The organism is Methylobacterium sp. A52T (assembly GCF_053346095.1).
This window is the reverse complement of record NZ_JBKFBI010000167.1, coordinates 1-11,676: the sequence shown is the minus strand read 5'-3', so window position 1 is coordinate 11,676 and position 11,676 is coordinate 1. Positions and strand designations below refer to the sequence as shown.

The window sequence follows — 11,676 nt, the reverse complement described above, 5'->3', positions numbered from 1 at the left end:
CAGGTCCGGCCGCGGCACCCGGTTGATCGGCGGCGTCTCGACCCGCGCCGCGGGCGCGGCGTGCCGACCGGGCGCGGGCCCGGCGGCGGCGGGCACGGGGTCGCAGGGCAGCGGCGCGCCGCCGGTGTTCTCGCGGAACAGCAGGTCGACCACCTTCGCGAAGAGGCCGTCGTAGCGGTTCACGACCTCGAGGTACGGACGCTGCCGCTTCAGGCGCTGCAGCGTAAGGGCGAAGCCGAAGACGGTCCCCTCGCTCGGCATCCAGGCGACGGCCCGCTGGAACCACTCCAGCGCCGTGTCGAACTGGCAGGAATTGTAGGCGTACCACGCCAGCCCCTGGGCGCCTTCGCCCGAGGTGGAGGCCGTCACGACCTGGGCGTAGCGGGCGATGCGCGCGGGCTCGATCGCGGGCGGGCGGGGCAGCGTCAGCTTCTGCTCCAGGATGTCGATGTAGAGCAGCTCGTTGCCCACGAACTTGTCGCGCCACGCGTAGGCGACCTCCTCGGCCTCGCGCGCCATGTCGAGCTGGCGCAGGGTCAGGGCGAGCCCGTGGGCGACCATCGCGTCGCCGCCCCGGGCGATCGCCTGCTTGAACCATTCGAGCGCCTCCCGGAACTGGCGGCGCTTGTAGGCGTACCAGCCGAGGAGGCTCGTCTGGGTGGGATCGCCGCTCTTGCGGGCGACGGCCTGGAAGGCCGCGAGATCGGCGGGGGTCGGGGTCTCGGCGCTCTCCTCGTGCAGGAAGGCCGCGATCCGGGCACGGGTGATGTCCAGGCGGATCGCGTCGAATTCCGAGGCCCCGTTCGCGCCCCGGTGCCCCATCTCGATGAGGCGCTCCGCCTGCGCCATGCGCAGATGCGCCATCGCCTTCTGGATGGTGGCGAGGCGCACGCCGGAATCGGCGTTGCCGTCGAGGATCGACTTGTAGAGCTCGAAGGCCTCGTCGCCCGAGCCGGTATCGCCCAGGGCGTCGGCGACCATCCAGACGCTCTGGACGTCGAGCGGGTCGAGGGCGCCGGAATCGGCGCGGTAGAGGTCGATGATCGCGTCGGCGTCCTTGCCGGTCAGCGCCGTGATCCGGGACCGGAACTCGGCCCGGCGGAGCTTGCGCGCGAGCTCCTCGGAGGGCTGCCACACGGGGTCGATCGACCTGCGCGCGACGATCGCCGCGCGGAGGTCGTCGAACCGCCCCGCGGTGAAGAGGTCCCACAGGGGCGCCTCTTCGGGCGGGCTCGGCTGAAGCGCGTTGAGGTCCGGCGGCTCGTTCCAGCCGGGATAGAGCCGCTTGAGGCGGGCGATCTCGGCCTTCATCCGAGCCGTCTGCTTCTGGGCCGCGTAGTAGCGCAGCGCGCTCTCGTCGACCATGTCGGTCGTGCGGGACGTGGCCGGGTCGGCCAGGATCGCCGGCGCGCGCGGGCCGTCGCCGTAGACGATGCGGGGCTCGGACCGTGTCGGCGCGGCGGGAGACTGGGGCGCGGGACCGGGTCGCGCGTCGACCTGCGCGGCGGCCGGCGCGGCGGCGAGCACCAGCATCAGGAGGCAGGGCGCGGCCGGTCGCAGGCGTGCGGGCGGAAGACCGGTCAGGACTTCAGGCATGACGGGTAACGCATGCGGGCCGCGGTCAGGGCGAGGAGGCTCAGAGTGGCCGGATAGTAGTTCTGGTTGCCGATGTCGCCCCGCGCATCCTCGGGGAAGGGCGTCCCGTCGAGGGCGCAGGCCACCAGGGCCGGGAGCCCCATGTAGCCGGCCTCGGTGAGCCACTCGACCTTCCGCCCGTCGCCGGTGTCGACGATCGGCAGCCGCTCCCGGTCGGCGCCCGACCACAGGGCCTGGAACGGCGCGAGGTCGTCGGGCCGCACCAGCCCGGCCCAGACGAGGTAGAGCGGGATCCGGATGGCGTTGTAGGAGAACAGCGGCGGGAAGCCGTTCGCGGGACGCGGCGCCTCCTTGGCGGAGATCCACTCGGTGGGTAGGTTGCTCGGACCGAAGCGCGACTGCCGCAGCAGGGCGAGGCCGCTGCGCGTCAGGGCCGCCCAGTCGTATTCCGGCGCGACGAGGGCGAGGCGTGGGAAGGCGGGGAAGATCCAGTAGGAGAGGTTGATCAGCGGACCGTCCGGGCGCTCCCGGGCCGAGAAACCCGAGACCGCGGGCAGCAGCAGCGCCCCGTGCGGGTCCCGGAACAGGATGGTCTTGCGCCCGAACTCGATGGCGATGCGGCGCGCGGCGGTCCGGTAGCTCGGCTCGTTCCAGGCCTCGGCCGCCTCGGTGAGCGCCCAGGCGATCAGGATGTCGCCGTCGGTGGCGTTGTTCATGTCGCTGACCGCCGGGCGCTTGTCGGGCGACCAGCGCCACGCCAGCAGCTCGTCGCCGCGGACCATCAGGTTGGCCCGGGTCCAGCCCCAGATCCGCTCGAAGCTGACCCGGTCACCGGCCGCCACGGCGAGCAGCATGCCGTAGCCCTGGCCCTCGCTGTGGCTGATCTGACCGTTCGCGGTGTCCACCACGCGCCCCTGGTCGGTGATGAACCGCGCGCGGTAGGTCCGCCACGCGGCGTCGTTGCCGAGCTTGCCGACGAGCCCCTGGGTAGCGGCCCGGGGCATCTGAGCGGGCTGCGTGCCCGGCTGCGCGGTACTCGGAGGCACGGCGGCCTCGTCCTGGGGCGAGGCCGCCGCCGCGGGCAGGATCGCCGCGGCGAGGACGGCTGCGGCGAGGGGGGTGCGGACTCGGCGGCTCATCAATTCTTCCTGCCGACGTTGCGCACGAGGCTGGTGGTGGCGAGGCCAAGGCAGAGAGCCATCGCGAGGGTCATGCCGACGTAGTATTCCGTGTTGATCGACAGCCAGGCCGCGGACACGAGGCGCAGGTTCGCCAGGGATCGCGGCTGCGTCTCGACGATGTCGATCCGCTCGGGCCGGGACGTCACCAGCGTGCCGTTCGAGGCATCGAGGAAGGCGGCGCTGCCGCCGAGTCTCGCCCAGACCACCGGGTCGACGAGGCAGGAGACGGACGCCTTCAGCAGCGACGCGTTCGGCGCGGTCACGATCACGGTGTTGCTCGACTGGACCGGGGGACCCTCGGCGATGAGCAGCGAGGCCGTGGCCGGAACCTCGACCGTCTCGTCCGGCTTCACCTGCGCCGTGATCGTCTGGCGCAGGGAGTGGACCGTGCCGGTGATCTCGTTCCAGACGCTGTCCAGGGCCGCCCAGATCTGGCGCGAGCCGCGTGTCGACGCCTCCCAGCGGTCGATGAGCTCACGGTCCGACGCGGAGCCCGGCGAGGGGGCCGGGGCCGTGCTCGGGGAGGGCCCGGCGCTCGTCTCGCCCTGGGACGGCGGCGCCTGCTGGGCCGGGGCGGGCTGCGCCGGGCGCACCTGCGGGATCAGGGTCGGCAGGGCGCAACGCATCGGGAGGTTGCGGCGCAGCCGATCGAGGGTGAGCACGCCCTCGGGACCGAACTGGCCCGGGGTGGCGACCATGTCGGCGCGGCCTTCCCAGACCCGCTGGACCTGCTGCGGATCGAAACCGACCGATTCCAGGAGCGCCGGGTCGAGGGCGCGGGCGGGCGCGACCACGAGCTGGCTCGTGTCTGACACGACCTGCTGCTGGGTCACGACCTCGAAATCGATGACGCGCTCGGCCGCCATCGCCAGTCGGGCGGCGAGGGTCGCGGCCGCGTCGGCGCTGTCGCGGTCGGGCGTCGGCAGCACGAGGCGCGCGCGCTGCCCCGGGACGACGAACGGTACGGCGCCCCCCTTGATCGCCGCGAGGTCGGGGCTGCGCGCCGCCCGGGCGAAATGCGGGATCTCGATCCGCGATCGGTCGAGGAACAGGAAGCGCGCCTGCTTGGCCGCCGGGCTGAGGGTGTCACAGACCTGGTCGGCGGCGTTCGGCAACTGCGCCGAGATCTCGACGTGGTTCACCCCCGGGCGCCAGAGGCTGAAGGGCAGGGGGATCGCGCTGTCGTCGAACACCTCGCCGCGCCCGTCGGGCAGCGGGACGCTGGCCGCGTTGCGCCCGTTGATGTCGATGACGATGCGGGCCTCCGAGGAGAGCCCGGCCACGTAGGCCCCGGCCAGGTGGAGCATCACCTTGCCGTAATCGGCCGGGACGAAATCCCCGGGAAAGCGGAGGGCGAAGCCGACATGGAGCAGTCGCCCCGAGAACTCGCGGGACGTCACGCCGAGGCGGTCGAGCGTCAGGTTCTCGCCGCCGTGCACCATGTAGCCGCGGAAGAGCTGGACAGCCTTGAGCCCGCTCGGCGTCCCGTTGTCGGGTGGGACGGCGAGGTTGGTGATGGCCTGACGGACGTCCTCATCGCGGGCCCCGGTGACGACCAGGGTCGGCGGTGTGTTCGGCCGCGTCGGCAGGATGGCGAGGCGGGGCCCGCTGATCGGGCCGAGTTCGGGAACGCCCTCGACGCCGGCGATCTCGGAGGCGGTACCGACGACGAGGTTGATGCCGTTTCGGCCCTGCAGTGGAGGGCCGAAGGTCACCGTCGGACGGGCGACCCGTCCCACGAGGGCGAGGGCCTGCACCGCCTCGATCATGCGCTCCAGGCGAGCGAGGTTCGGGCGCTCGTTCAGGATGACCTGGATCGGCAGGGCGCCGCTCTCGTCCGGCTCCGCGGCGGCGAGAGACCGGACGTCCATGTCGGTCGCCGGCGGGACCACGAGGCCGGATCGCGACGGGTCGATCTGCGTCCACAATTCGTAGGTCGCCCCGACCGAGCAGTCGACGCGATGGCGCTGGCTGGCGGTGAAGGTGACGGCGTTGTAGCCGGGCTTCAGCACGCCGTCGCCGATGGCGAACTCCACCACCTTCACGGCACCGGGCGCCTGGATGCGGGTCCAGCCGACCTTCGTCCCGTTGACGAAGGCAGCGAGTTCGGAACTCTCCGGCGCCACCGAGATCGCCGACAGGTAGGAGAGGCGCAGCCGTGCCGGTCCCCGCGTCTGCGCCTCGGTGAGGTAGACGGGGTAGCGCAGAGAATCCTCTTCCCCGGTCAGGCGGAAGCCGCGCGGGCCGGACGGAAGCCGGCGCGCCGGCGCGATGGTCGCCTGGATCGCCGCGCGCGGCACCGTCTGCGGCGCGACGGTCCGGGGCGGCTCGGACGGGCGCGCGGTCGGCCGCGTCTCCGTCGCCGACGCGTCCGGCCGGCGCGCGGGGCCCGACCCGTCCTCGGACGGCGCGCGCAGGGCATTGCCGCTCGGCGGTACCGTCAGCCGTTCCGCCGGCCCCGAGCCCAGGAAGCTCTGGGCCAAGGCAGGAACGCTCGCGAGTCCGAGCAGCAGTCCCAGCACGGGGAGGCGAAGCCGAGCACCCATCGCCGTCACGCCGCGCTCGTGCGCCGGCCGCGAAGCTCGGCCAGGGTGCGCTCGTTCTCGTAATCCATCATCAGGCGGACCCAATCCCCCCCCCTCTCGGTGCGGGTGGGTGGGGCGGGGGGGGGCGGCGCCGGCGCCGCAGCGGCGCCCGCCGGTGCCGGGACGGACGGCACCGGAGCCGGTACCGGCGCCGCGGCGGCGTCGTGCGGTGCGTCGTAGATCGGCGCCTCCTCGATCTCGACGGGCCGGGGGCGTCGGCTCGCGAGAAGGTAGCGGAGCGCGCGGAACGGCTCGACCAAGCCCCACCACGCGAATTGCAGCGTGCCGGTGGGAATGTCCTTGTGCCGCCGCCGCCGCAGCTGGAAGCGCCGCATCGCCTCGGCGTCACCGTACATGAGCCCGGCGAGCGCGGGATAGTCGCGGATGGCCAGCGTGCCGAAGTTCACCCGCATCACGAGTTCCTGTCCGTCGCGCGTCGCCTGGTCCAGGTGGACCGGAAGCGGCGCGGTCCGGCGCGCGCCGGCCGTCGGCTCGACGCTGAGCGTCCCCCGCAGCGGCGGGCGCGTGAGCCCCGGATCAAGGGCGTCGCCGAGGAGGCGCAGGGTGCAGGCTTCGGCGGAGACGCGCTCGATCGAGACGTCGACGCTGTGCCCGGCGACCGTGAGGACGCCCCGGCGATCGATCGCCAGGGAGGGCGTGCGCTCGAGCTGGCGCCGCTCGGCACAGACCCCGAGGGACGCGCCCGCGGTGAGCAGGTTGAAGAAGTTCCACAGCCCGACCACCAGCATGAGGTTGGTCACGCCGGGCTCGTAGAGGTAGCGCCACGCCGCGACGGCGCAGCCGAGCATCAGGAGCAGGTAGATCAGGAAGAACGGTAGGGCGAGCGAGGAGATGTGGTCGTGGTCGAGGGTCGCCCCCTTGTTGGTGACGTTGAAGGTCGGCTTGCGGGGCGACGCGATGACCGAGACGATCGCCTTGGCCAGGTAGACGCCCTGGATGTACTCGTAGAGTTCCGACACGAAGGGCCAGCGGAACTTGCCGTAGATGTAGTTCTGGATCATCAGATTGATGACGATATAGGTCAGCGTGTAGGCGATCGACTCGTCCACGCTGGCGACGAAGATCTTCAGGTCGAAGAAGATGTGCAGCAGCGGCGCGAACATGAAGATCAGCCGCGGGATCGGGAAGAACCAGAAGGTCATGCTGGAGAGGTAGGCGATCTTCTGGATGGGCTTGAGGCCCTTCTGGAAGGCCGGGTTCTTCAGCAGCAGGATCTGGAACATCCCCTGGCACCAGCGGGAGCGCTGGCCGATGAAGTCCGCCAGTGTGTCGGGCTGCAGGCCGGCGATCAGCGGCCTGTCGACGTAGGCGCTGTTCCAGTTGCGCGAGTGCAGCTCGAAGGCGGTCTCGCAATCCTCCGTGATGGTGATGCCCGAGAAGCCGCCGGCCTCGTCGAGGGCGGTGCGGCGCAGGAGGGCCGCCGAGCCGCAGAAGAACGAGCCGTTCCACTTGTCGAGGCCGCGCTGCGTGACCGCGTAGAACATCTCGTTCTCCGAGGGCATGCGCTCGAAGGTCCGCAGGTTGCGCTCGACCGGGTCGGGGTTGAGGAACGCGTGCGGCGTCTGCACGAGGAACAGGCGCGGATCCTGCGCGAAATAGCCGACGGTCTCGGTCAGGAACGAGCGGAACGGGACGTGGTCGGCGTCGAGCACCGCCACGAGGTCCCCGCGGGCATGGGCGAGGCCGTTGTTGAGGTTGCCCGCCTTCGCGTGCTCGTTCCGGGCGCGGGTGAGGTAGCGGGCGCCGAGCTCGTCGCAGAGCGCCTGCAACTCGCCCCGACGGGCGCGGGCCGCCGCCGCCTTGGCCGCGTCGGCATCGCTGCACTTCTGGTCGGTGCCGCCGTCGTCGAGCAACCACACCGTGAGCTTCTCGGGCGGGTAGTTCAGCTGCCGTGCCGCCGCCAGCGTCATGGCGAGGATCGCGGCATCCTCGTTGTAGCTCGGGACGAACACGTCGACCGTGGGTAGGTCGGCGGCCGGGGCAGCCGGCGGCGGGTCGCGGCGCAGCGGGTCCGCGTTGATGATCAGGCTGATGAACAGGATGAAGACGCAGTAGAGCTCGGCCACCAGCAGGATCAGGCCGAAGCCGAAGCTGACCGGGTCGCCCGGCGCGGGCAGCGTGTTGGTGAGCCGCCACAGGATGTAGCGCAGCACCACGAGGCTGCCGAGCGCCATGAAGACGAACCGCGTGCGCGGGCCGTCGAGCACCGCCCACAGCACGATCATCACCGCCATGGCGGCGAGGCTCATGGCGAGCTGGGCCTGCGTCCCGACCGGCTGGCTGAGCAGGGCGAGGCTGGCGACTGTCGCCCCAACCCAGGCCAGCCAACGCAACGCCTGCCTCACGCTACAGCCTCCCGGCCCAAAAATCCCTCGGATCGAGGTGCAACGGCTCTACCGCCGGGTTTGTACAGCGACGATGGTCAATGAACAAACCCATTCGTAATATCCAGCCCACTCCACTTCGCCGGAAATTACAGTTAACTTAGGAATGCGGGCAACCCAGATGATGCCCGGCGCGGCGAAGTCGATCGGGCTGCGACAGCGGGATCGGGACGCGCCGTTGCGCCGAATACATTAATATTCCGTTCTAAAGCTTCGCTATACCCGGCTTCGGTGCGGCGCATGCGACGCAGGGCGCCACGGATAGTCGGAACGACCCGTCCGGCGGACCGCGCCCGCGTCGGGAGGCACGGCCGGGGTGCGCCGCGGGCCTTAATCGACCCTTAACGAAAATCGCGCCTCGCTCGGGACCGACCCCCGGGCGTACGGATGACCGCGAAGCCGCTGCAGATCTCCCTCGGATTGCTCAACGCGCTGCAGGTGGCGATCGCCGCGGCGGCGGGGTTCGCGGCCGCCGTCCTGATCGTCGTCCCGGCCGCGCGGCCCGGACCCGCGGCGTCCCCGCAGGAGATGGTCGGTTCGGCCTCGCGCGCCTACGTCGCCGCCCTCGCGGCGCGGCTGCGGCAGACCGTGGGCGAGGCGCGCAACGCCGCCCTGATGCTCCGCGACGACGAGGGCCTGCTCTCCGTCGACCAGCGCGCCGCGCGCCTGCGCGAGTGGCTCGACCTCAACCCGGTCTACCGGGACGCCGTCCTCGTCGCGCCCGACGGTACCGTGCTGGCGGCCCGGGACGAGCGCCGCGTCGGCAGCAGCGTCGCGCGGCAGACCTGGTTCCTGCGCGGCCGCGCGGCCGGTGTCATCGTGGTCAGCGACGGGGCCGAGGCCGACTCGCCGTTCGGGACCGCCGTCGCGCTGGGCGAGCGCGGGCAGGACGGCCTGCTGCGCCTCGACGCCGACCCGAGCTATCTCACCAAGGTCGAGGAGGACGTGCGGCGCGCCGCGGCGCTGCCCGACACCCTCGGCTTCCTCGTCGCCACCCCGGACAGCCGGATCCTGTCCGGGACCCCGAGCCCGTTCCGGACGACGGCTGTCTCGACCACGACGCCGATGCGTGTCGCGGCCGAGATCGGCTCGCCGGGATGGCTGGTAACGGCGCAGGCCGTGCCCTCCGGGGCGGCGCTCGCGGCGGCACCGGACTGGCGGATGCTCGGCGTCGGGCTCGCCCTGGTGCTCTGCGCGGCGGCGCTCGGCTTCGTCGCGGGTGAGCGGCTGACGCGACCGCTGCGCCGCCTCCTGACGGGCGCGGGTGAGACCGCCGGCGAGACCGAAGCGCCCCGCACGTGGATCGGCGAGTTCGCGGCGCTCTCGGACGTCTTCGCGGGTCATCGCCGCAGCGCCGGGTTGCAGATGGCCGGCGCCGGATCCGAGGTCGCGCGCCTCAGGGCGCGGCTGACCACCTTCGAGGCGGTCTCCGGCTGGGCCTGCTGCGAGATCGACCCGGATACCGGCCGGACCCTACTGGATTCGCGGAGCGCGGCCGGCGACGACGGAGCCCCCGTCGCCGCCCCGTTCGCCGCCTGCTTCGTCGCCGAGGACCGGCCCGTGCTCGACCGGGCGCGCGACGCCGCCCTCGCGGCCGACGGCCCGCACGACGTGACCCTGCACCTCCGCGACTGGCCGGAGCAGCAGGTCCAGGTGAGGCTGCTGTGCCTCGCCGACGCCAGGGGCGACCGGCGGCTCTTCGCCCTGATGCGGAAGCTGCCGGGCGGGGAGGGGGCGCCCCTCCCGCAGCCCGTCGAGCCGCGTCGCAACCTCGTCCTGCGGCGAGTGACCGACGGCATCGTCCACGAGTTCAACGACGTCCTGACCGTTGTCCTGACGAATCTCACGCTGCTGGCGCGGCGCCATTCCCTCGGGGCCGACCAGGAACGGCTGGTCGGGCGGGCGGCGGCCGGCGCGCGCCGGGGCGCGGCGCTCACCCGCCGGATGCTGCACCTCGTGCGCGGCGACGAGACCGGTATCACCCTCGCCGAGACCGACCTCGCCACCACCTTCGAGGGCTATCTGCCGTTCCTGGCCGCGAACGCCCTCGGCGAGATGCCGGTCCTCAACCGCATCCCCGCCGGTCTGCCGCCCGTTCTGTGCAGCGAGCGCGTGCTGGAGCTGTTGCTCCTCAACCTGGCCTTCCATATCCGCGACGCCGGCCTCGCCGGCTTCGCGATCGCGGCCGTCGAGGGCACCCCCGAGGACACGGGCGCCGCGGCGGGAGCCGCGGCCTACGTGCGCGTGCTCGTCAGCAGCGGTCGCCGACCCGAGGCCGCGCCGCCGCCGACGGCAGCAGGCCCGACCCTCGCGGCGGCCGCGGCGCTCGTGACCGAGAGCGGCGGCCACTGGCGCCTGATCCGCGACGGCACCGGCGCCGAGCCGTTCCTGGCCGAGTTCTGGTTGCCCGCCGCGCCTCCGGCCGTCGCCGTGCTCCCGCCGGCCCGCGCGGCGGGGCTGAAGATCCTGCTCGTGGAGAGCGACGGTCTCGTGCGGGCCAGCGTGGCCGAGGTGCTCGCCGATCTCGGCCACGCGGTGGTCCAGGCCGCCTCCGGGGCGCACGCCCTCGAGATCCTCGCCCGCGACGCCGCCTTCGACGCGATGATCGTCGATCAATCGATGCCGGTGATGGCGGGTCTCCAGCTCGCCGCCACCGTGGTCGAGCGGTACCCGCAGATCCGGGTCATCCTCGCCAGCCCGCACGGCCAGCTGCCGCGCGCCGCCGACGCCTTCCTGCGGATCGACAAGCCGTTCCGCAACGAGGACCTGCAGGTCGTCCTCGACACCGCGGTCCGCGCGCGCGCCGCCTGATCGCCCCGCGTCCCGCCCGACGCAGCGACCGCGCGCTTCTCGCGCTCGCTCTCGGCGCCGACGCCCTGATCGAAACTCAGTCCTTCCAAAAGTGGATGTTAACTATTGTCGACGAGTGTTGGTTAAAGCGTAAATCGTACCTTAACGGAGCCTTCGAATATGGGCGGGACTGCGGAACCAGCTGCCCGACGTCCTCGCACTCCGTACACGACCGTTCTGGCCCTCTCGTGCGCCTGCGCGGCGGCCTCCGGCACGCAGGTCGCCGCCGCCGACCTCCCGGCGCGCAGCGCCGGCGCCGACTGGTACACGGGTGCCTCGCAGCAGGCGGTCGACGACAGCTGGGCCGTCGCGGTCGACGGCTCCACCAGCGTCACGTCGAACAGCTCGGCCTTCGGCTCCGTGACGGTGACCGCCGCGCCGAACGGCTCGCCCACCCGGGACGGCCTGCGGGTCCGCGTGGACGCCATCGGCGGAACTTACTCGTATCCCGGCCGGTCCGTCGCGACGCGGGTCACCGGCTACCAGCAGGAAGGCGCCCTGCAGGCGGGTTACGAGTGGGTCTGGAAGGACGCGGCCCTCGCAGGATTCATCGGCTTCAACGTCCGCAGCAACCAGCTGTCGATTCCCGATCCGGGCAACCCGGTCGTCGGTACGGGCGTCGGGCTGAAGGTCGCGGGCAATTTCTACGCGACGCCGACCGACCGGACCATGGTCTCGGCCTACGGCTCGTACTCGACGAAGTTCAACGCCTACTACTCGCGCCTGCGCGTCGGCTACATGCTCGCCGACGGCGTCTATATCGGGCCAGAGGCGCTGTTCCTCGGCGACGATTTCTTCCGCCAGTACCGGATCGGCGCGCACCTGACCGGCGTCCGCTTCGGACCCGTCCAGATGTCGGTGGCCGCCGGCTACGTCCGGGATCGGGTGCAGGGCTCCGGGTACTACTCTAGTATCGAGGCGCGCTCGACCTTCTAGAGCCGTATCCGACCATGTTGCAACGGTCGGGAAGGACGGCGAGCCCGGTCTCGCCAGCCGCGCCAGGCCCCCTCTCCCGTGCGGGAGAGGGTTGGGGTGAGGGACGCGAAGGATCAGGACTGA

General features: G+C 72.0%; 6 protein-coding genes. 2 read left to right on the top strand and 4 right to left on the bottom strand.

Annotated elements, in window-relative coordinates; genetic code table 11:
• From ACLBYE_RS26910 to bcsA, 4 genes are all read right to left on the bottom strand, one after another.
• Positions 1–1,596, bottom strand: a 1,596-nt coding sequence (locus ACLBYE_RS26910) for a hypothetical protein (RefSeq protein ID WP_447696511.1), incomplete at its 3' end; no start/stop codon positions are given.
• Positions 1,581–2,735: a glycosyl hydrolase family 8 gene (locus ACLBYE_RS26905; protein ID WP_447696510.1), complete on the bottom strand. Its 1,155-nt coding sequence runs from the start codon at positions 2,733–2,735 to the stop codon at positions 1,581–1,583. The genes ACLBYE_RS26905 and ACLBYE_RS26910, both read right to left, overlap by 16 nt.
• A complete protein-coding gene (locus ACLBYE_RS26900; protein WP_447696509.1) occupies positions 2,735–5,323 on the bottom strand; it encodes a cellulose biosynthesis cyclic di-GMP-binding regulatory protein BcsB in 2,589 nt (862 codons plus the stop codon). The genes ACLBYE_RS26905 and ACLBYE_RS26900 overlap by 1 nt, the downstream gene beginning before the upstream one ends.
• Before the next feature lie 5 nt (positions 5,324–5,328).
• Complete coding sequence (gene bcsA / locus ACLBYE_RS26895; protein WP_447696508.1) at positions 5,329–7,728, bottom strand: UDP-forming cellulose synthase catalytic subunit; 2,400 nt, start codon at positions 7,726–7,728, stop codon at positions 5,329–5,331.
• A gap of 426 nt (positions 7,729–8,154) precedes the next feature.
• On the opposite strand from bcsA, the gene ACLBYE_RS26890 reads away from it, so the two are divergent.
• Together ACLBYE_RS26890 and bcsS are read left to right on the top strand one after the other, a co-directional pair.
• Positions 8,155–10,578 carry a response regulator gene (locus ACLBYE_RS26890; RefSeq protein WP_447696507.1) on the top strand — a complete coding sequence of 808 codons (2,424 nt, stop codon included), beginning with the start codon at positions 8,155–8,157 and terminating at the stop codon, positions 10,576–10,578.
• 159 nt (positions 10,579–10,737) lie between these two features.
• Positions 10,738–11,553: a cellulose biosynthesis protein BcsS gene (gene bcsS, locus ACLBYE_RS26885; protein ID WP_447696506.1), complete on the top strand. Its 816-nt coding sequence runs from the start codon at positions 10,738–10,740 to the stop codon at positions 11,551–11,553.
• Positions 11,554–11,676 lie beyond the last annotated feature (123 nt).